The following is an 18,887-nucleotide window of genomic DNA, read 5'->3' as shown; positions in this document are numbered from 1 at the left end:
GGTGTCCTTTCTTCGATACGGTCTAGAAATCCCAGTCGGCATCGCTCGTGTCCTCAGCCTTGCCGATGACGTATGAGGATCCCGAGCCGGAGAAGAAGTCGTGGTTCTCATCGGAGCCGGGGGAGAGCGCGGCGAGGATCTCGGGGTTGACCTCGGTCTCCTCGGCGGAGAAGCGTGCCGGGTAGCCAAGGTTCATGAGCGCCTTGTTCGCGTTGTAGCGCACGAACACGGCAACGTCGTCCATGAGCCCGAGCGGCTCGTAGAGCTCTCCCGAGTAGGCGAGCTCGAGCTCGTAGAGCTCTTCGAGTAGCGCGTACGTGAACTCGCGCATGTGCTCCTGCGTCTTGTGGGATTGGGTTTCGAGGCCGCGCTGGTACTTGTAGCCCGAGTAGTAGCCGTGCACGGCCTTGTCGCGAAGAATGAGCCGGATCATGTCTGCCGTGTTCGTGAGCGTCGCGTGCACGGAGAAGTGCAACGGCAGGTAGAACCCGGCGTACAGCAGCAGTGACGACAGCAGCGTGGACGCGACCTTCCGCTTGAGCGGGTCGTTGCCGAAGTAGTGGGCCAGCACTTTCTTCGCGCGCTCCTGCAGCAGTTCGTTGCCCACGGCCCAGCGGTAGGCGTCATCGATCTCTGGGGTGCTCGTGAGCGTCGAGAACACGGATGAGTACGAGCGGGCGTGCACGGCCTGCATGAACGCGATATTGGTATAGACGGCCTCCTCGTGCTCGGTGTGCGCGTCTTGGATCTGACTGATCTCCCCGACGCTCGCCTGTACCGTGTCGAGCATGGTGAGGCCGGTGAACACGCGCATGGTGAGCGTGCGCTCCTCCTGCGTGAGCTTCGCCCACGAGGGGATATCGTTCGACAGCGGCACCTTCTCGGGGAGCCAGAAGTTCGCGGTAAGCCGGTTCCACACCTCAAGATCCTTGTCGTGCCGACTCGGTTCCAGTTGATCGGGCGGAGGGGCGCGGTGGGGTCGTGGCGGAATGCGGGTGGGGTGACTGAGCGGTCGAGAAGAGTCATGCTGCTGCTTTCTGCGTTGAACGGTGGGTGGGTTAGAGCGCGCACGAGACGCAGCCCTCAATCTCGGTGCCCTCAAGCGCGGGCTGGCGGAGTCGGATGTAATAGAGGGATTTGATGCCGGCACGCCACGCGTAGATCTGCGCCCGGTTGATGTCGCGGGTGGTCGCGGCGTCGTGGAAGAACAGCGTGAGCGACAGCCCCTGGTCGACATGCTGTGTTGCGGCAGCGTAGGTGTCGATGATCTTCTCGTAGCCGATCTCGTAGGCGTCGGCGAAGAACTCGACGTTCTCGTCGGTCATGTGCGGCGCGGGGTAGTACACCAGGCCGAGCTTGCCCTCCTTGCGGATCTCGATCTTCGCGGCGATCGGGTGGATCGAGGCCGTCGCGTTGTTGACGTACGAGATCGAACCGGTCGGTGGGACCGCCTGCAGGTAGGCGTTGTAGATGCCGTGCTCGCGGATGTCGTCCCGGAGCTTCGCCCAATCCTGTTGCGAGGGGATCGGGATGCCGGCGCGCGCGAACAGCTCGCGCACTCGCTCGGTGGCCGGCTGCCAGTCACGTTCGACGTAGCGGTCGAAGTATGAACCGTCAGCGTACGCGGAAGTCTCGAACCCTGCGAAGCGCGCCCCGCGCTCGCGCGCGATCCGGTTCGAAGCGCGCAGCGCGTGGTAGCTCACGGTAAGGAAGTAGATGTCCGTGAAATCGATGCCTTCGGCGCTGCCGTAGTGGATCCGCTCGGAGCCCAGATAGCCGTGCAGATTCATCTGCCCGAGTCCGATCGCGTGCGACGCGTCGTTGCCCGCCGCGACCGAGGGGACAGCGGCGACATCGGTTTGGTCGGAGACGCTCGTGAGCGCCCGCACCGCGGTTTCGATGGTGCGGCCGAAATCGGGGGATGCCATCGCGCGCGCGATGTTCAGCGAGCCGAGATTGCACGAGATGTCGCGGCCGACGATCTCGTAGCCGATCGCTGCGTCGTAGCGGGAGGGCGTATTCACCTGCAGGATCTCGCTGCACAGGTTCGACATGTTGATGTGTCCGCTCAGCGGGTTCGCGCGGTTCACGGTGTCCTCGAACATCACGTACGGGTAGCCCGACTCGAACTGCAGCTCGGCGAGCGTCTTGAAAAAGCCGCGGGCACTGATCGCGGTCTTGCGCACCCTGGGGTTCGCGACGAGCTCGTCGTAGCGGTCGTTGACGGCGATGTCCGAGAGCGGCACACCGTACTCCCGTTCGACGTCGTACGGGCTGAAGAGCTGCATGTCGAGGTTGTCCCTGGCGAGCTGGAACGTGATGTCGGGGATGACGACGCCGAGGGAGAGTGTCTTGATGCGGATTTTCTCGTCGGCGTTCTCCCGCTTCGTGTCGAGGAACCGGAGGATGTCAGGGTGGTGCGCGTGCAGGTAGACGGCGCCGGCGCCCTGCCTGGCGCCGAGCTGGTTCGCGTAGGAGAACGAGTCCTCGAGAATCTTCATCACTGGAACGACCCCGGAGGCCTGGTTCTCGATGCGCTTGATCGGGGCGCCGGTTTCGCGGAGGTTAGTGAGGAGGAGTGCGACCCCGCCGCCCCGCTTCGAGAGCTGCAGCGCCGAGTTCACGCTGCGGCCGATCGATTCGAGGTTGTCCTCGAGACGCAGCAGGAAACAGGAGACGAGCTCCCCGCGCTGCGCCTTGCCGGCGTTGAGGAAGGTGGGAGTGGCTGGCTGGAAACGTCCGGTCAGCATCTCCTCAAGGAGTCGCTGCGCGAGCCGCTCATCGCCGCGGCCGAGGAAGAGTGCGGTCGCAGCGACTCGCTCCTCGAAGCCCTCGAGATAGGTGTCGCCGTCGAAGGTCTTCAGCGCGTAGGCGGAGAAGAACTTGAACGCGCCGAGGAAGGTCTCGAAGCTGTGGCCTGCGCGGTGTGCGCGCTCATGCAGATCGACGACGAAGTCTGGCGTGTAGGCGGCAAGGAACTCGGCCTCGTAGTAGTCGTTGGCAATCAGCCAGTTCAGGCGATCGGTGACGCTGTCGAAGTGCTTGGTGTTGGGTGCGACGTGCTGGCTCAGGTACTCGCGCACGGCCTCGCGATCCTTCTCGAACTGGATCGTGCCGTCTGGCGCGTAGAGGTTGAGTCCGGCGTTCAGTGCGTGGTCTTCCCTGCGGGTGCCGATGCCGGCTGGCGCGGCACTGAGGGTGTCGGTGAGTGTCATGCTGTCTTCCTTCTCTCTGAAGCGTCATCCCAGAACTGGGCGAGGCCGTTGCGAACCTGATCCACGTCGCGCTCGGTGCCGAGGAGCTCGAAGCGGTAGAGCTCTGGCACCGCACACTTCGCGGCAATGATCGGACCGGCGATGCAGTAGTGCTCGCCGAAGTTGGTGTTGCCCGCGGTGATGACGCCGCGGAGGAGGGCCCGGTTCGCCGGGTCGTTGAGGAACGTTTTGACCTGCTTGGGGATCGCGCCCGCCCGCTCACCGCCGCCGTAGGTTGGGAGGACGAGCGCGTAGGGGCGCGTGACCTGAATGGTGCCCTCAAGCCGCGGCCGGAGCGGGATGCGTGCTGCCGGACGGTCGAGTCGTTCGACGAAGCGTCTGGTGTTCTCAGACACGCTCGAAAAATACACAAGATCGGGCGAATCGTCGCCGCTGAGCACGGTTGTGCTGAACTGCGGAGCCTGTGGGTGTGCTGGCATTGGGGGAAACCGCCTCCCGGGTAGCGCGTGGTCAAGACAATTCCGACCACTAGATGCAGTGCCGCGATCGGTGTGGCGGCCCAGATCTAGTATTGACACTCGCCGGGTGAAAGAATGTACGACACGCCGAACAAATAATGTTCGGCATGCCGAACAGTATGTTTTACGTGAAACTTCCGTGCCCGAGGTTTTGGGATTCCGAGCGGCCAGGAGCGGGTAGCAGAGTGCGCTTGGGGTTCCGCCGGTGCGCTGTCGGGGGAGCCCCGTAGGGTGGCCGCATGGCAAAACGACAGTCCGCGACCGCTCCGAGAATCGACCCGCTGGTGCTGCGGAACCTTGCCGAGGGGGAGTCGGGGGATCTACTGCCCGGGGCGGATCTCGACGGGCTGCGATTCGAGCGACCCGTGCTGCCGCGCTCGCTCGCCGGCGTCACGCTGCTCGAGTGCGAGCTGACCGAGGTCACTGAGGACCGACTGGAATTGCGCGGTGCACGACTGCTCGAGAGCAGGGTTTCGCGCTGCTCTGCTCCGAGCGTTTCCGCGCACGGCAGCACCTGGCGCGACGCGGAGGTCATTGAATCGCGGATTGGGGCACTTGAGCTCAGCGACTCCGAGCTTCGCCGGGTTGTCGTTGAGGGGTCAAAGCTCGGCTGGGTGAACCTACGCGGCGCGAACCTCCAGGACGTGCTGTTTCGCAACTGCACGTTCGATGAGATCGATTTCGGTGGCGCAACAACCGCTCGGGTAGCGTTCGAGGGCTGCGTCGCTGAGAAGCTCAACCTGACGAAGTCGAAGTCGGGCGCCCTGGATCTGCGGGGGCTCGAGTTTCACGAGATCGAGGGGCTCGAGGGGCTGCGCGGGGCGCTACTCAGTCACGAACAGGTCGCGCTCCTCGCGGAGACCTTCGCGGCCCACTTCGGGGCAACAGTCGACGGTTAACTGGCTGCCTGGGCTGCGGTGAGAATGAGGCCGCGCAGCTCTGCCGGGGTCATCGCGTGATGCGCGGCCGCTTCGGCCTCCTCGTTGAGGCCGAAGCCCCAGTCGGCGAAGATGACGGGGATACCGTGTGCTGCACCGCCCTCCACGTCGTGGTGCCTGTCGCCGATGAGTACGGGCCGTGAGATGTCTGCACCCGCTGCTGCGAGGCGCTCAAGGGCGCGCTCGATCACGAACGCTTTGCTGTCGAGCTGCCCCTCGGGCCCGGAGCGGGCGCCTGAAATGGCAGTGAATTCCGGGAGCAAGCCGAAGTGGTCGAGAATCGCCCGCACCTGCACCTCCGGCTTGGTGCTCGCGGTCGACTGGGGGATGTCGGCCGCGGCGACCGCGCGCACGATCTCGGGGACGCCAGCGTACAGCTCGACCGAGCTCGCGTAGCCCTCGCGGGAGGCGAGCTCGCGGTACTGCGTGAGTGCTGTCTGCGCGTCTTCGGGGTTCATGCCTGCACGGACCTGGAAGGACTCGAGCATGGGCGGGCCCATCCACAGGGACAGCTCCGCGGTCGACGGGGTGTCGTGGCCGAACGTCTCGAGCACGGCAGTGAGTCGGGCGAACATGCCCTTGGAGGCATCGGCGATCGTTCCATCGACGTCCCAGAGGATGCAGCTAAACGCAGAAGTCTCCATTCTTTGATCCTAGGGCTAGCCGAAGCCAGCGCATAGGAATAGCCTCGGGGCAGGGCGACTCTCGCGAATAATACCCCCAGGGGGTACGGTGGGGGTGTCGACAGCATCGCGAGGGGGAACCATGACGACAGGACACGATGGGCACGCGGACCACGACGGCCATGCCCAGCACGCAGCGCACCCGGAGCACGCCTCCAGCCGCGACGCTCACGACGCTCACGACACTCACGCCGGACACGGCGCTGGCCACGATGACCACGCGGGGCACGATGACCACGCGGGGCACGGCGGCCACGAGGGGCACGTCGCAGAGTATCGCCGGATGTTCTGGATCATGCTCGTGCTTGCGATCCCCACGGTTGCGCTCTCCGGCATGTTCGCGTCGATCGTCGGATACCAGCTGCCCGACGTCGCGTGGCTCGCGTGGGTCTCGCCTGCGCTCGGCACGGTCATGTATGTCTGGGGTGGCAAGCCGTTCCTGACGGGCGCCGTTGACGAGATCAAGGCGCGCAAGCCAGGCATGATGCTCCTCATCGCGCTTGCGATCACGGTGGCGTTCTTCGCCTCGTGGGCGGCGACCCTCGGGATCATCAGCCACGAGCTCGACTTCTGGTGGGAGCTCGCGCTCCTGGTCGTGATCATGCTGCTCGGCCACTGGATTGAGATGCGCTCGCTCGCGCAGACGACCTCGGCACTCGACTCCCTCGCGGCGCTGCTGCCGGACGAGGCTGAGCGGGTCGAACACGGCGAGATCGTGAAGATCTCACCGAGTGATCTTCGGGTCGGCGACGTTGTCGTTGTGCGGCCGGGCGGCAGCGTGCCTGCAGACGGGCGGGTCGTTGACGGGCGCGCCTCGTTCGACGAATCGATGGTGACCGGTGAGTCGCGCACCGTCGGTCGCTCGGTCGGCGACGCGGTGTCCGCCGGCACCGTTGCGACCGATTCGGGTGTGCGCATCGAGGTAACAGCGATCGGTGACGATACCGCGCTCGCCGGAATTCAGCGGCTCGTCACCGAGGCACAGAACTCGTCGTCGCGCGCGCAGCGCCTTGCCGACACGGCAGCGGGCTGGCTGTTCTGGTTTGCGCTCGGGGCCGCCGTGATCACGGCGATCGTGTGGACGCTCGTGGGCAACCCCGACGACGCCATCGTGCGCACCATCACCGTGCTCGTGATTGCCTGCCCGCACGCGCTCGGGCTCGCGATCCCTCTCGTCGTGTCGATCGCGACCGAGCGTGCTGCACGCGCCGGCATTCTCGTGAAGGATCGGCTCGCGCTGGAGAGCATGCGACTCGTCGACTCCGTGTTGTTTGACAAGACCGGCACCCTCACGAAGGGTGAGCCCGTTGTCACTCAGGTCGAGACCTCGGGAGGCCACAGCGAGGACCAGGTGCTCGCGCTTGCCGCTGCCGCGGAGCAGGACAGCGAGCACCCGCTGGCCCAGGCCATCGTGCGCGCCGCGCGTGATCGTGGCCTCGAGGTGCCGGCGTCGACGGACTTCGGCTCCTCGCCGGCGGTTGGCGTCACCGCAACTGTCGGAGGCGACGTCGTGCGCGTTGGCGGTCCGTACCTGCTCGAGGAGGAGGGCGCCGGCGAGCTTGGCGTGGCAGACAGCTGGCGCGAGCGGGGCGCGATCATCCTGCACGTGCTGCGCGACGGCGAGGTCATCGGTGCGCTCGCGCTCAGCGATGAGATCCGCGAGGAGTCCCGCGACGCGGTTCGTGCACTGCACGCCCTCGGTGTCCAGGTCGTGATGATCACGGGGGACGCTGAGGCGGTTGCGAACACGGTCGCGCAAGAGCTTGGCATCGACCGGGTGCTCGCGGGCGTGCGGCCCGAGGACAAGGCCGCGGAGGTGCTCAAGCTGCAGACCGAGGGGCGGCGGGTCGCGATGGTTGGCGATGGCGTGAACGACGCGCCAGCGCTCGCGCAGGCAGACGTCGGGCTTGCGATTGGTGCGGGAACTGATGTCGCGATTGCGTCGGCGGGTGTGATCCTTGCGAGTGACGACCCGCGTTCAGTCGTGTCGGTGATCGAGCTCTCGAAGGCGACATACCGAAAGATGCGCCAGAACCTGTGGTGGGCGGCCGGATACAACCTGCTCGCCGTGCCGTTGGCAGCCGGGGTGCTGGCCCCGGTCGGCTTCGTATTGCCGATGTCGGTCGGTGCGATCCTCATGTCGCTCTCGACGGTGGTGGTCGCACTGAATGCGCAGCTGCTCCGGCGGCTGGATCTCAGACCCGAGGTGACCACGCGAGAGGCGCTGCACGGCTAACGCGTTCGGGCGGCACCCGATAGTCTCAGTGACACACGCAAACGTGTGCTGGCAGTGGTTTGGGGAAACCGCAGTCAGCTAACGTACTGCTGAAGGGGGAACGCTGTGAAGAAAGCAGACCAGATCCAGGTGCCGGCTGCGCTGGCAGACCGACTGAGTTTTCAGTTGTACGTGGCCTCACGCGCCATGGTCGGTGCGTACCGAAGAAAGCTCCTCGAGTTTGATCTCACGTACCCGCAGTACCTGACGATGCACGCTGTGTGGGAGCTCGACGGCCGCACCGTCTCTGAGCTGTGTGCGGAGCTCGACCTTGATTCCGGCACGGTGTCTCCGATCCTCGCCCGCCTTGAAGCGGAGGGATTCATCGCCCGTGAGCGCGTCGGGACGGACGGTCGTCAGGTGCGCGTGTTCTGCACGGAACGCGGCCAGCACCTCAAGGAACAGGTGCTGCTCGTGCCGCTCGACATCGCGAGCTCGATCGAGCTTTCGGACGAGGACTACGCTGCTCTGTGCCGGCTGCTTGGCACCCTGCGGAACGCCGTCCGCGACATGTAGTTCCCGCTCGGGCAGGAGCTCAGTGAGCGGACCCGGGTGCCCGCCCGGGCGATGGGAGATCGACGCGGCCGGTGACCGAGCGCTCGTCTGCCCACTGCTCGACGCCGCGCAGCTCGGGGAGCCTGTCGCGAGTGAACACGGGATCCTTGCCCCCCCGCCGCTGCTGCGTGTAGTCGCGCAGCAGCTTGAACGCGACGCCCGAGAGCAGCGCGATCGCGACGAGGTTGATGAGCGCCATGACCCCCATGATGCCGTCCGCAAGGTTCCAGACGATGTCGGCCGAGACGATCGCGCCGGCGAATACCGCGGCAACAGCGAAGACGCGATACCCGGTGAGCACGCGCTTGCCGGCGCTGAGGAACTCGATGTTCGACTCACCGTAGTAGTAGTTGCCGAGGATCGATGAGAACGCGAGCAGGAAGATGATCACCGTGAGGAGCACGTTCGCCCACGGCCCGAGTGCCCCCGAGATCGCGTTTTGCGTGAGCACGATCCCCTTCGCTGCTCCCGCGAGGTCGGGGGTGCCGACAAGCACGATGAACGCGGTGATCGAGCAGATCAAGAAGGTGTCGCAGTAGACGCCGAGGGTCTGCACGAGTCCCTGCTTCACCGGGTGCGTCACCGCGGCAGACGCACCCGCATTCGGGGCCGAGCCGAGGCCAGCCTCGTTCGAGAACATACCGCGCTTGATGCCGGTGAGGATCACGTAGCCGAGCGCAGCGCCCGTCACCTGCTGTGCGCCGAACGCCGAGGTGAAGATGGTCGCGAAGACGCCGGGGATCTCCTGAATGTTCAGGCCAACAATGATGAGGCCGAGGAGGAGGTAGAGCAGGGCCATGAGCGGTACGAGAGTCTGGGTAACCGACGCGATACGCCTGACGCCGCCGAAGATCACTGCCGCCATGAGGATCGCGAGGGTGGCGCCCGTGACGAGCGGCAGCCAGGAGGGGGTCTCGCCGCCGAAGCTGCCTGAGAGCGTCGCCTGGATCGTGTTGGCCTGGAGCGACGAGAACGCGATGGGGAAGCAGACGATGAGGACCGCCGAGAAGAGCACGCCCATCCAGCGGGCACCGAGGCCGCGCTCCATGTAGTACGCGGGGCCGCCACGGAAGCCCGTCGCGTCCTTCGTTTTGTAGAGCTGCGCGAGCGAGGACTCGACGAAGGAGGAGGCACCGCCAATGAAAGCCATGAGCCACATCCAGAAGACGGCTCCGGGGCCGCCGACGGCAATCGCGGTGCCGACGCCTGCGATGTTGCCGGCGCCGACGCGGGAGGCCGCGGAGATCGTGAAGGCCTGGAACGCGGAGACCGACTGCGGCTTACCGTCTTCGCCCTTCGGGGTCTTGTCGGTGAGCGTGCGGAACATGTCCGGGATGAGTCGGAACTGCACGACTCCCGAGCGCACCGTGAGGTACAGGCCGAGCAGGACTACTACGGGGAGAACGAGCCAGGTCCAGAACGTGTCGCCCCAGGTCGCAATGAGATCACTGATCGTTGCCATGGAACGAGCCTAGGTGGATCGATGGGGCCTGGCTAGGGTCTCTGTGCGCTTCTTGAGGGTTTACGGCGTTATGCCTGCGGCTCGTCGCCGTCGACGTAGAACCAGTTGCCGCCCTCGCGCACGAAGCGGCTGCGCTCGCGCTGCTCGAATCTGCCCTCGGGTGTCCGGCCGATCGCGGCGAACGTGACCGTGCCTGCGGCGTCGAAGGGGCCGCCGTGCTCGGCGGACTCGATGATGAGCCGCAGCCACCTGGTGTCGGCGTCGAGCTCGAGTTCGCTCGGGCGCGTGCTCGCGTGCCAGCTGCGGAGCAGATAGTCGCTCAGACCGAGCGCGAAGGCGCTGTAGCGGGAGCGCATGAGCTGGCTCGCCGTCGGGGCCGGCCTACCGTCGTGGATCGGGCCGCAGCACGCCGCGTAGGGGCTCCCGAGCCCGCAGGGGCAGGGGATCGTTGCGTCGAGGTCTGAGCTGCTCACGGATCCACCGTATCCGAATCGGCACTTGCAAACTGTATCACTGTCGCAATACAGTGATACATGACGGGGGTCGTGATCCACACCCCGCAGGAAAGGACCGCACTATGCAGCTCGACGATTCCCGGCCCATCTGGGCGCAGCTCGTCGACGAGTTCCGGCGGCGGATCGCGTCCGGCGAGTGGCTCAGTGGCCTGAAGGTGCCGTCGGTGCGCGAGCTCGCGCTTGAGCTCGGCGTGAACCCGAACACCGTGCAGAAGGCGCTCGGCGAGGTCGACCGGCTCGGCCTCACGGTGCCCGAGCGCACCGCCGGCCGCTTCGTGACGAGCGACCTCCTCGCGATCGAGGCGGCACGCGTCGCGCTCGCCGCAGCCACCGCCGACACCCTCGTCGACACCGCGAGCGGGCTCGGCATGAGTCTCACTGAAACCACCCAACTACTTGCAGCACGCTGGGCGGCGCAGACCGCGCACACCGCACCCGGCGCAGACCGAAAGGACACCTGATGACCGAGGAGCAACTGCTGGCGGCCCCGCCTGCCATCGAGGTGCGCGGCCTCACGAAGGCCTATCGCGGCCGCCCGGCCCTGCACAACCTCGACCTCAGCCTCGCAGCGGGCCAGATCGTCGGCCTCATGGGCGACAACGGCTCCGGGAAGACGACGCTGTTGAAGATCCTCGCCGGCGTGCTCGCCGACTGGGAGGGTGAAGCGCGCATCGCGGGCCACGTGCCGGGAGCCGAATCCAAGGCACTCGTGTCGTTCCTGCCCGACGCCTCGTTCCTGCCCGACTACCACAAGCCGCAGGACTCGATCGCGCAGTACGCGAGGTTCTTCACCGACTTCGACGAGGCGAAGGCTCGCGAGATGGTCGACTTCTTCGGCCTGCCGTGGGATCGCAGCCTGAAGGAGATGTCGAAGGGCATGCGCGAGAAGCTCCAGGTGTCGCTCGCGATGAGCCGCCGCGCGCACGTCTACCTCCTCGATGAGCCGATCTCGGGCGTCGACCCGGCGTCGCGCGACGTGATCCTCCGCGGGATCATCTCGAACTTCGCCGACGACGCACTCATGTTCGTCTCCACCCACCTCATCCAAGACGTCGAGTCGATCGTCGACTCGGTCGTCTTCCTCCGCGGCGGCCAGGTACTGCTGCAGGGCGACGCAGACGAGCTGCGCGCAGAACACGGCGTCAGCCTCGACGCCCTCTTTAGAAAGGTGTACGCAGCATGATCGGCACGCTCTTCGCGCAGGAGTTCCGCACGAGTCGGCGGACCCTGCTGCCCGCGGTCGGCATCATGCTTGTCGCAATCCTCGTGTGCTTCGGCGCCGCGGCGCTCCGCGTGCCGTTCGTCGATGGCTTCGCCTTCGGACTCGGGATCGGCGTGACGCTCGTGTTCACCCCGGTCGTGCTCGCCGTGCTCGTCGCGAACTACTGGCGCACGATGTACGGCGCCGAGGGCTACTTCACGCTGACGCTGCCGGTGCGCGGCCGCACGCTCTACGCGGCGAAGGTGCTGCACGGGCTCGTTGTGAGTCTCGCAGCGCTCGCCATCACCCTTGGCGGCCTGGTGCTCGCAGCGATCGCGTTTGCGCTCATGAAGGGCCAGGGCGCCCTCGAGTTCCTGCGGGAGGCGGTGACGACGTTGGATCCACAGATGGGTTGGTTCATCGGCGGGGCACTCGTGCTGCAACTCGTGTTCTCGGTGATCGCGGGAGCAACCATGATGTCGGTCGGCGCCGAGGGGCGCTTTAACCACCTGGGCTTCGGTGCCCCGGTGATCGGCACCATCATCCTGTACTTCGTCATGCAGCTCGTGAACCTCGCGGCGCTGCTGTTCATCCCGCTCGGTGTTCGATTGACGGGGCCGGACGCGGGCAGCCTGGTTGCCGAGGGGATGCTCACGGACTTCATGGCCGCGATCGCCGACCCGAACGCGACGCCCAACGTGATCGGCCTCGGTGTGGTTATCATGCCGCTCATCGCGGCGGTGCTGCTCTGGTGGTGGGGCGCGCGCTCGGTGGATCGCCACACCTCGCTCAGATAGCCAGCAACGGCATCTCGTGAACCGGCCGCCGCAGGGACATACCTGCGGCGGCCGGTTCACGGCATCGCATGTCGGGGCTACACCGTGGCGAAGTCCGCCGCCCGGATGGTCGAGAACTCGGCGACCGCGCCATCGAGCTCGACGCCGTACACCGGCGGCACCGGCAGTGAGTTGTAGTGAAACGGATTGCTCGCGTAGTACGCCCCGGTATCGAGCAGCGCGACGATATCGCCCTGTTCGAGCAGCGGGAGCTCCCGCCCGCGAGCAACGAGGTCGCCGGCAAAACAGCAGGGCCCCGCAACATCGTGCACTGCGGTCTGCGCGGTGGTCTTCACCGCCCCGCCCGGTCCGAAGCCCTCGACCCTGAGCGGCCAGGCATCTGGCATGAAGACGGTGCGCGTGGCGATCTGTGCACCGGCGTGGGTGATCGCGACGCGGCGGCCACCGACCTCCTTGGTGTACTCGACGTGTGCGGCGATGAAGCCGTGCTTCGCGAGGATGCTCCGGCCGAACTCGGTCACGAGCTCATAGTCGCCCGAGAACAACCGCGGCGCACCCTCCTCAAGGGCAGCAACGTAGTCGCCAAAGGCTGAGACCGGGTTGTCGGTCTCGAAGTCGACCGGCAGCCCGCCGCCGATGTCGAGGGTGCGGATCTGCGCGTACCCCGCACGCGTGTTGACCTCGTCGGCGAAGCGCACCAGCTCATGCACTCCCTCTGCAATGAGCGGCAGCGGGCAGCCCTGTGAGCCGACGTGAGTGTGCGCGCGACGGAGCCAGGGCGAGGCAAGGTAGGCCTCGATGAGCTGCTCGCGCATGCCAGGATCGCGGAGCGGGACACCAAATTTCGAGTGTGCGCTCGCCGTGCTCATCGCCGCAATCGCGCCGGCCCCGACCTGCGGGTTGAGCCGGATCCCGATCTCGGATTCCGATCCGGTCTCGGCGAGTATCGATCGCACGCGTGCGAGCTCCTGAAAGTTGTCGACATTGAGTGCCGCTCCGTGGCCGAGCGCACGGCGGAGCTCGCCCCACGACTTGGCGGGGGAGTCAAAGACGAGCCGGCTCGGGTCGATCCCAGCGCTGATGGCAGCGGTGAATTCCCCGTCACTCGCGACCTCGGCGCCCATGCCAAGTTCGCCCAGGCGTTCGAGGACAGGAACCAGCGGATTTGCCTTCACCGCGAATGCGTGGAGCACCGGGATGTCAGCCGGGAACGCGCGCATGAGGTGAGCAACATTGAGCCGAACCCGCTCCCAGTCGAGGAAAGCGACGAGCGGTGCGTGCTCTGCGTGCAGAAGGCCCTGCTCCAGGGCCCCGGTAAGGATGTGTGACCGTCGTGCGGAATCGCTCATGATGTGCTGTGCTGCGCTCTCAAACTCGTGGTGTGCGGGACCGCGCTCTGGCGATATCTGCCCCTCAGCACAGGCTAGGATTGTTCGTTTGATAGCAGATCCATCCTGGGGGATGAGTTCTCGCCTGAAATCATCCTCTTGGTATGAGAAGGCGTAGCAACGCAGCCCATATGGTGAACTGTGCCCGGCGGAGCTGCATGGGCAGGGCCCTCTTGTGTGCGCATCGCTGCGCCCACTCATGGTGATAGCCATGCGCCTGGGGCTCGAGAACTCACGAAGAAAGACACGAAATGACAACCGCTTCCCACCAGGGCGCAGCCGCCCAGACGGTGACGGCCAAGCCGCACAGCACCACGATCACGTTTTGGCAGGGCGTCGCCATCATCTTCGGCGCAAACATCGGTGCTGGAATTCTGGCGCTGCCGTACGGTGCCCGCAGCGGTGGCTTCCCCGCCCTACTCATCGCGCTCGTCGTCGCTGGCTTTCTCACCACCGCATCCATGCTCTACGTAGCTGAGGTGGCGCTCCGTACGAAGGAACCGTTGCAGCTTGCCGGGCTCGCAAAGAAATACCTGGGCAATACCGGATCGTGGCTGGTTTTCGCCGGTGTCGCCGTAAACGGACTTGGTGCACTGATTGCCTACACCTCAGGTAGCGGCAGGATCTTGTCAGAGCTGCTGGGTCTTCCCGAAGCAGTAGGAAGCTTGCTCTTCTTCATTCCCGGCGTGCTCGTTGTGTGGCTGGGACTCAAAGCAACTGGCCGTTCTGAGCAGGCGATTACTATCGCGATGCTCGTGCTCATCTTGGTGCTCTGCGGCTGGACCTTCGTCGGCCCCGGCATCGACGTGACGAACCTCACATACGTTCAGCCGTACTTCATCATCCCGATTGTGAACCTGGCAGTATTCGCCTTCATCGCGCAGTACACCGTCCCTGAGCTCGCACGCGGTCTGGCCGCGAGCAGCCCCCGTGCGTTGCCTCGCTCGATCATCGTCGGCATGTGCGCCACCGGGTTCCTGCTCGCGCTTGTTCCGCTCGCTGCCCTCGGCATGATGGGCCCCGACGGCATCACCGAAGTTGTGACGGTGGCCTGGGGCCAACAGCTCGGCTCGGCCGCGTACTACCTCGCAAACATCTTCGCTGTACTCGCGATGATGACCTCATTCTGGGCGATCGCGCTCACTCTCATGTCGAACATTTTCGACCGCTTCAAGTGGCCTTCTGAGGGTGCGCCCGGTTACCGTGTCGCCGCGATCGTACTTGTCGCTGTCCCCGCATTCCTCATCGGAGTCTTCAAGCTTGCCGGCTTCGTGTCGGCGCTGGGCTACGCCGGTGGGTTTGCCGGTGCGATTATGTCCATCATCCCCGTCCTGATGCTGCACCGCGCCCGCAAGTTTGGTGACCAGGAGCCTGCTTGGAAGGCCGGATGGGTGTCTCACCCGATTATTCAGGGCCTTCTCATCACGGTGTTTGGACTTGCCTTCGTGTACTCCCTCGTTTCCGCCTTCGGCCTCGTCCCCGACGGTTGGGCGTAATGCTTCGCATTCCCGCGAGCTCCGCGATCACGGCGTTCTCGGCTCAGCACGAGCCGGTCGCCGTGGTCGCGCTTGGCGAAGCATTCGAGTGTGAAACTCAGGACTGTTACGCAGGGCAAATCACCTCTGAAACTGTACTGCGCCCGCACATCGACATGGCGCACTTCAATCGGGCTACTGGCCCGGTGCGAGTCGAGGGCGTGCGTGCTGGTGACGTGATCCGGGTTGAGATCGAGGCGATCGAGATCGGTGAGGCGGGCGTCATGGCGCTCTCTCCGGGTCTCGGCGTGCTTGGTGACCGGATCTCGACCCCGGATACGCGCATTGTCCCCGTACGAGACGGGAGGGCCTGGGTCACCCCGGAGACTCCGGTCCCGATCGCGCCGATGATTGGTGTGCTGGGGGTTGCTCCAGCAGGGGATCCAGTGAGCTCGTCGTGGCCGGGCGAACACGGTGGCAACCTCGACACACGGCTGCTGCAGGCTGGAACCTCGCTGGTGCTGCGCGCGAGACACGACGGCGCACTCCTCGCAGTTGGTGATCTCCACGCGGTGCAGGGCGACGGCGAGCTTGGCGGGACTGGCGTCGAGATCTCCGGCCGTGTTCGGCTGCGGATCGAGCGCGTGAGCGATGCTGCTGGTGAGGGTGCTCTGGCAGCCCTGGGTCATTTTCCCGTGTTGCTGCACGCAGACGGGCTCAGCGTCCTCGCGAGCGCCGGGACGCTCGACGTCGCCGTGCGGCTCGGGTTTGCTGAGATCGTCGATCTCGTGCGCGGCTGGCGAGCGCTCAGCTGGGACGACGCCTATCGGCTGTCGAGTCTCATCGTGCGAACCGAGGTGAGCCAGGCGGTGAACCCGTTGGTCACTGCACGGCTCACGATTCCGCGGGAGTGGTGCCCAACGGTGCTGTTCGAACAGGCACAGTGTGACTGAGGCGCTGAAGATCGTACTCGTTGAGGATCACCCGATCGTGCGGCTCGGCCTGTCGACGGTGCTTGGCGCCCACGACGATCTCGGTGTCGTCGCCGAAGCCGCCGACTCGGTCGGGGCGTTGGCTGCCATTGCTGAGACCATGCCGGACCTGGTGATTCTGCCGTTGCGGCTCGGGGGAGTGCGCGACGGGCTTGAGCTCTGCCGGGAGATCAAGTCGCTCCACCAGGGCCCGCGGGTCATGATGTACACGTCGTACACGGGGCACACGGACGCCACACTCGCGTTCCTCTCGGGCGCCGACAGCTTCCTCACCAAGGACCACCCCGAGGGCCGCCTCGTCGAGACAGTGCGCGCGACCGCGCGCGGGAGCCGGGTCTGGAATGTCACGACCGATACCGGGGCGAGTGCCCGCAACATTGAGGAGCGCGTGCAGGGCTCTGCACTCACCGCACGCGAGCAGGAGGTGCTCGGCTTCATGCTGCAGCGCTACACAAACGCCGAGATCGCACGTGAGCTCTTCGTTGGTATCCCGACAGTAAAGACCCACGTCTCGAACGTGCTGCAGAAGCTCGGCATTGAAAGCCGCAAGGATCTTTTCGGCTAGCGCCGGCCATGTCGATTCGCGCCGCACACACAACAGCGCCGCTGGAGGGAATCCCTCCAGCGGCGCTGTTGTGTGTGCGCGCTACTCGCCGCGGCTAAACACCGCGAGTGACTCGAAGTGGTGCGTGTGCGGGAAGATGTCGAACGCCCGCAGCTCGAGCAGGTCGTAGCCTGAGTCGAGCAGCGACTTCGTGTCGCGTGCGAGCGCTACCGGATCACAGGCGACGTAGACGATGTTCGCGGGCGAGAGCTGGGCGAGCTGCGCGGTGACATCTCCGCCAGCGCCCGAGCGGGGCGGATCGAGCACGACGGTGCCGCGACGCAGCCTGTCGCGCACGGGCGCGGCAGCGTCGAGCAGCTCAGCCAGGTGACGATCTACGCGGGCGGTGATGGCGCGTGCGCCGACGATCTCCGAGAGATTCTCTGCGGCGTTATCGGTCGCTGCCGGGTCGGACTCGACCGAGGTGATCTTCAGGCCGGGGCCTGCGGCCTCAGCCATGGCGGCCGCGAGGAGACCGGCGCCGCCGTACAGGTCAAGGTTGGCCGCAGCCGGATCGAACTCGCCGGCCTCGATGAGCTCTGCGATTGCGTCGTGCACCGCGCCGAACAGCATCGAGGGTGCCTCACGGTGGACCTGCCAAAAGCCGCCGGCGCGCACCATGAAGCCGCGATCCTCGACGAGCTCGCCGACGAGATCCTTCTCGCCGCGCCGCTCCTTCGCCCCCACCTCGGTGAAGAGCATGCGGGGGTCGTCGTTCGAGGGATCAATGAGGTCGATGGTCTGCAGGCCGCGCATCGCCTCGAACAGCGGAGCAATCTGGTTCACGCCCTCGGTTGCGAGCGGCAGCGAGGAGACGGGGATCACGGTGCGACTGCGCGCAGCGTACGGGCCAGCCGCGCCGGTCTCGGGATCGACGTGCAAGCGCACGCGGGTGCGGTAGCCGAGGCCGTTCGCCTCGTCGTCGCCCGGTGCTGCCTCGACGAGCTCGGCGAGGGTCTCGGCGAAGTCCTCGCCCTCCTCGCTCGCGAGCTCGATGTCGCCGAAGCGGGCCATCGAATCGACGAGCACCTCGGCCTTGAGCACGCGCTGGCGCGCGAGGTCGATGTGACCGAACTCGGCGCCGCCCGCACGATCGGCCGGATCCCGCGCGACTGACGCCTCATCCCAGACGTGGTCGCGGCGATCCGCCGATGCCTCGAGCACGCGGGTGACCGCGGCGCGAGCGAACGACTTCTTCTTCTGGTCGGTGATCCTGGCGAGCACGCGCTCGCCAGGGATCGCGTCGGCGACGAACACCACACGCCCGTCGTGGCGTGCAACACTCACCCCGCCGTGGGCCATACCGGTGATTTCGAGCTCGATCTCGGAGCCGATTTCGAGGGGCGTGCTTTCGCGCTGTTCAGACATACCCACTATTCTCCCACGGCTGGGCTGTGCAGCCGTGAGAGAAAAACTGTGGCTAACCCTGGAGGGCCGAAGCGTCAGCGATCTCGTCAGCGGCGGGAGCCTGTACCGTGACGGGTTCGCCCCACGCAGTGAACTCCTGCGAGAGGGTGCCCACCCCGCCGACGTTCGGCATAACGATGCGACGTGGCAGGTCATCCGGGCCGACGAACATGTCGTAGACGGTGGTCTCGCCGAGCGCGGCGACGATGTCGTCGATGTTGACACCCTCCTGCGGCTGGGCTTCGAACATCTTCTTCGTATCGAGTGTCAGCGTGAGCTGCGTGGTTGCAACGCCGTCGATCTCCGGTCCCTTGGGATCCGCCTTGAAATCGGTGAGCGCATCGCCGAACCCGGCGACCTGAGCGCCCGGGTTCATCTGGTCGAGCATCGCGCTAATATCACCTGCGCCGCCGGGCATGGTGGACAGATCGAAGAACTTGCCCTGCGAGAGCTCGCCCATGTTCATGAACATCTTGCCGTCGACGAGGCGAATATCTGCGTCCATGCCGCCCGCGTTCATCTGCATCTGCATCTGCACCTTTTGCGGATCCTCATTCACGACCATGTCGGCCTCGATCGTGCCTTCCACCGAGTCACCCATGTCCATCGTGATGTGCACGGAGCCAGCTTCGAGCTGTGCCTTGGACATGCGGTCAGCGAAGTTCTCCTTCGTGAGGGCTCCCTGCGCCTCAGCGACGTTCGACGATGAGCCGCCAGCGTTGCCCTCACTTGTCGCGCCCGGGGAACTGCAGCCGGTGAGCACGAGCCCGCCTGCGAGGAGAAGGGAGGCGGTAACGGAGGCTGTACGTGAGAGCTTCATGCTCTAACGGTAACGAACCTGCGCCCGCAGCACGAGTCCGCG

17 protein-coding genes and 1 pseudogene are annotated in these 18,887 nt (G+C 65.8%); 9 read left to right on the top strand and 9 right to left on the bottom strand.

The features are described from left to right. Positions 1-22: 22 nt before the first annotated feature. The 3 genes and pseudogenes from nrdF to nrdI all read right to left on the bottom strand — a co-directional run bounded on the left by nrdF (position 23) and on the right by nrdI (position 3,694). Positions 23-1,026 (bottom strand): annotated as a pseudogene (gene nrdF / locus AUL38_RS07130) (class 1b ribonucleoside-diphosphate reductase subunit beta). Positions 1,027-1,058: 32 nt separating this feature from the next. Continuing rightward, positions 1,059-3,215 (bottom strand): class 1b ribonucleoside-diphosphate reductase subunit alpha, encoded by a 2,157-nt coding sequence (gene nrdE / locus AUL38_RS07125; RefSeq protein WP_059060558.1) that lies wholly within the window; start codon positions 3,213-3,215, stop codon positions 1,059-1,061. Next, positions 3,212-3,694: a class Ib ribonucleoside-diphosphate reductase assembly flavoprotein NrdI gene (gene nrdI / locus AUL38_RS07120; protein ID WP_059060557.1), complete on the bottom strand. Its 483-nt coding sequence runs from the start codon at positions 3,692-3,694 to the stop codon at positions 3,212-3,214. The genes nrdE and nrdI overlap by 4 nt, the downstream gene beginning before the upstream one ends. A gap of 278 nt (positions 3,695-3,972) precedes the next feature. On the opposite strand from nrdI, the gene AUL38_RS07115 reads away from it, so the two are divergent. Continuing rightward, positions 3,973-4,632: a pentapeptide repeat-containing protein gene (locus AUL38_RS07115; RefSeq protein WP_059060555.1), complete on the top strand. Its 660-nt coding sequence runs from the start codon at positions 3,973-3,975 to the stop codon at positions 4,630-4,632. Here the strand turns inward: AUL38_RS07115 and AUL38_RS07110 are convergent. Then, on the bottom strand, positions 4,629-5,315 hold the full coding sequence (locus AUL38_RS07110; RefSeq protein ID WP_059060552.1) for an HAD hydrolase-like protein: 687 nt from the start codon (positions 5,313-5,315) through the stop codon (positions 4,629-4,631). The genes AUL38_RS07115 and AUL38_RS07110 overlap by 4 nt on opposite strands. A 121-nt stretch (positions 5,316-5,436) precedes the next feature. Between AUL38_RS07110 and AUL38_RS07105 the strand changes: the two genes are divergently transcribed. Both AUL38_RS07105 and AUL38_RS07100 read left to right on the top strand, forming a co-directional pair. After that, complete coding sequence (locus AUL38_RS07105; protein WP_059060550.1) at positions 5,437-7,590, top strand: heavy metal translocating P-type ATPase; 2,154 nt, start codon at positions 5,437-5,439, stop codon at positions 7,588-7,590. A gap of 105 nt (positions 7,591-7,695) precedes the next feature. After that, on the top strand, positions 7,696-8,145 hold the full coding sequence (locus tag AUL38_RS07100; protein WP_201023705.1) for a MarR family winged helix-turn-helix transcriptional regulator: 450 nt from the start codon (positions 7,696-7,698) through the stop codon (positions 8,143-8,145). Between the two features lie 19 nt (positions 8,146-8,164). Here AUL38_RS07100 and AUL38_RS07095 read toward each other — a convergent pair whose 3' ends face one another. Continuing rightward, a complete protein-coding gene (locus tag AUL38_RS07095) occupies positions 8,165-9,646 on the bottom strand; it encodes an alanine/glycine:cation symporter family protein (RefSeq protein ID WP_059060548.1) in 1,482 nt (493 codons plus the stop codon). A gap of 68 nt (positions 9,647-9,714) precedes the next feature. Further along, positions 9,715-10,119, bottom strand: a complete 405-nt coding sequence (locus AUL38_RS07090) for a YchJ family protein (protein ID WP_059060546.1) — start codon at positions 10,117-10,119, stop codon at positions 9,715-9,717. A gap of 104 nt (positions 10,120-10,223) precedes the next feature. Here AUL38_RS07090 and AUL38_RS07085 point away from each other — a divergent pair, with 104 nt between their 5' ends. From AUL38_RS07085 to AUL38_RS07075, 3 genes are read left to right on the top strand one after another with little or no spacing between them, the layout of a single operon-like run. Then, positions 10,224-10,622 (top strand): GntR family transcriptional regulator, encoded by a 399-nt coding sequence (locus AUL38_RS07085; protein WP_059060545.1) that lies wholly within the window; start codon positions 10,224-10,226, stop codon positions 10,620-10,622. Beyond that, positions 10,622-11,344, top strand: a complete 723-nt coding sequence (locus tag AUL38_RS07080) for an ABC transporter ATP-binding protein (protein WP_059060543.1) — start codon at positions 10,622-10,624, stop codon at positions 11,342-11,344. Before AUL38_RS07085 ends, AUL38_RS07080 begins: the two co-directional genes overlap by 1 nt. After that, positions 11,341-12,159 carry a hypothetical protein gene (locus AUL38_RS07075; protein WP_059060541.1) on the top strand — a complete coding sequence of 273 codons (819 nt, stop codon included), beginning with the start codon at positions 11,341-11,343 and terminating at the stop codon, positions 12,157-12,159. Before AUL38_RS07080 ends, AUL38_RS07075 begins: the two co-directional genes overlap by 4 nt. 77 nt (positions 12,160-12,236) lie before the next feature. Here the strand turns inward: AUL38_RS07075 and AUL38_RS07070 are convergent, their stop codons facing one another. Next, the gene (locus AUL38_RS07070; RefSeq protein WP_059060538.1) at positions 12,237-13,508 is read right to left on the bottom strand and encodes a diaminopimelate decarboxylase; all 1,272 of its coding nucleotides are present in this window, start codon (positions 13,506-13,508) and stop codon (positions 12,237-12,239) included. Positions 13,509-13,798: 290 nt separating this feature from the next. Between AUL38_RS07070 and AUL38_RS07065 the strand changes: the two genes are divergently transcribed. From AUL38_RS07065 to AUL38_RS17550, 3 genes are read left to right on the top strand one after another with little or no spacing between them, the layout of a single operon-like run. Further along, positions 13,799-15,043, top strand: a complete 1,245-nt coding sequence (locus AUL38_RS07065; RefSeq protein ID WP_059060536.1) for an aromatic amino acid transport family protein — start codon at positions 13,799-13,801, stop codon at positions 15,041-15,043. Further along, a complete protein-coding gene (locus AUL38_RS07060; RefSeq protein WP_059060534.1) occupies positions 15,043-15,975 on the top strand; it encodes an acetamidase/formamidase family protein in 933 nt (310 codons plus the stop codon). The genes AUL38_RS07065 and AUL38_RS07060 overlap by 1 nt, the downstream gene beginning before the upstream one ends. Beyond that, positions 15,968-16,579: a response regulator transcription factor gene (locus tag AUL38_RS17550; protein WP_059060532.1), complete on the top strand. Its 612-nt coding sequence runs from the start codon at positions 15,968-15,970 to the stop codon at positions 16,577-16,579. Before AUL38_RS07060 ends, AUL38_RS17550 begins: the two co-directional genes overlap by 8 nt. Positions 16,580-16,660: 81 nt before the next feature. Here the strand turns inward: AUL38_RS17550 and AUL38_RS07050 are convergent, their stop codons facing one another. Then, the gene (locus AUL38_RS07050; RefSeq protein ID WP_059060530.1) at positions 16,661-17,986 is read right to left on the bottom strand and encodes a class I SAM-dependent RNA methyltransferase; all 1,326 of its coding nucleotides are present in this window, start codon (positions 17,984-17,986) and stop codon (positions 16,661-16,663) included. A 52-nt stretch (positions 17,987-18,038) separates the two neighbouring features. Next, positions 18,039-18,845: a hypothetical protein gene (locus AUL38_RS07045; protein WP_059060528.1), complete on the bottom strand. Its 807-nt coding sequence runs from the start codon at positions 18,843-18,845 to the stop codon at positions 18,039-18,041. Between the last annotated feature and the right edge of the window lie 42 nt (positions 18,846-18,887).

Origin of the sequence: Leucobacter sp. G161 (assembly GCF_001482305.1) — a bacterium.
Classification (GTDB): Bacteria; Actinomycetota; Actinomycetes; order Actinomycetales; family Microbacteriaceae; genus Leucobacter.
The sequence above is the reverse complement of the archived record's forward strand: the minus strand, read 5'-3'. Positions and strand labels throughout refer to the sequence as shown.

Bases quoted from the DNA above. Each gene is read 5' to 3' on its own strand.
- nrdI (WP_059060557.1), bottom strand. From the start codon at position 3,694: ATGCCAGCACACCCACAGGCTCCGCAGTTCAGCACAACCGTGCTCAGC.
- AUL38_RS07085 (WP_059060545.1), top strand. From the start codon at position 10,224: ATGCAGCTCGACGATTCCCGGCCCATCTGGGCGCAGCTCGTCGACGAG.
- AUL38_RS07070 (WP_059060538.1), bottom strand. From the start codon at position 13,508: ATGAGCGATTCCGCACGACGGTCACACATCCTTACCGGGGCCCTGGAG.
- AUL38_RS07105 (WP_059060550.1), top strand. From the start codon at position 5,437: ATGACGACAGGACACGATGGGCACGCGGACCACGACGGCCATGCCCAG.
- AUL38_RS07045 (WP_059060528.1), bottom strand. From the start codon at position 18,845: ATGAAGCTCTCACGTACAGCCTCCGTTACCGCCTCCCTTCTCCTCGCA.
- AUL38_RS07065 (WP_059060536.1), top strand. From the start codon at position 13,799: ATGACAACCGCTTCCCACCAGGGCGCAGCCGCCCAGACGGTGACGGCC.
- AUL38_RS07075 (WP_059060541.1), top strand. From the start codon at position 11,341: ATGATCGGCACGCTCTTCGCGCAGGAGTTCCGCACGAGTCGGCGGACC.
- AUL38_RS07110 (WP_059060552.1), bottom strand. From the start codon at position 5,315: ATGGAGACTTCTGCGTTTAGCTGCATCCTCTGGGACGTCGATGGAACG.
- AUL38_RS07080 (WP_059060543.1), top strand. From the start codon at position 10,622: ATGACCGAGGAGCAACTGCTGGCGGCCCCGCCTGCCATCGAGGTGCGC.
- nrdE (WP_059060558.1), bottom strand. From the start codon at position 3,215: ATGACACTCACCGACACCCTCAGTGCCGCGCCAGCCGGCATCGGCACC.
- AUL38_RS07050 (WP_059060530.1), bottom strand. From the start codon at position 17,986: ATGTCTGAACAGCGCGAAAGCACGCCCCTCGAAATCGGCTCCGAGATC.
- AUL38_RS07115 (WP_059060555.1), top strand. From the start codon at position 3,973: ATGGCAAAACGACAGTCCGCGACCGCTCCGAGAATCGACCCGCTGGTG.
- AUL38_RS07060 (WP_059060534.1), top strand. From the start codon at position 15,043: ATGCTTCGCATTCCCGCGAGCTCCGCGATCACGGCGTTCTCGGCTCAG.
- AUL38_RS07095 (WP_059060548.1), bottom strand. From the start codon at position 9,646: ATGGCAACGATCAGTGATCTCATTGCGACCTGGGGCGACACGTTCTGG.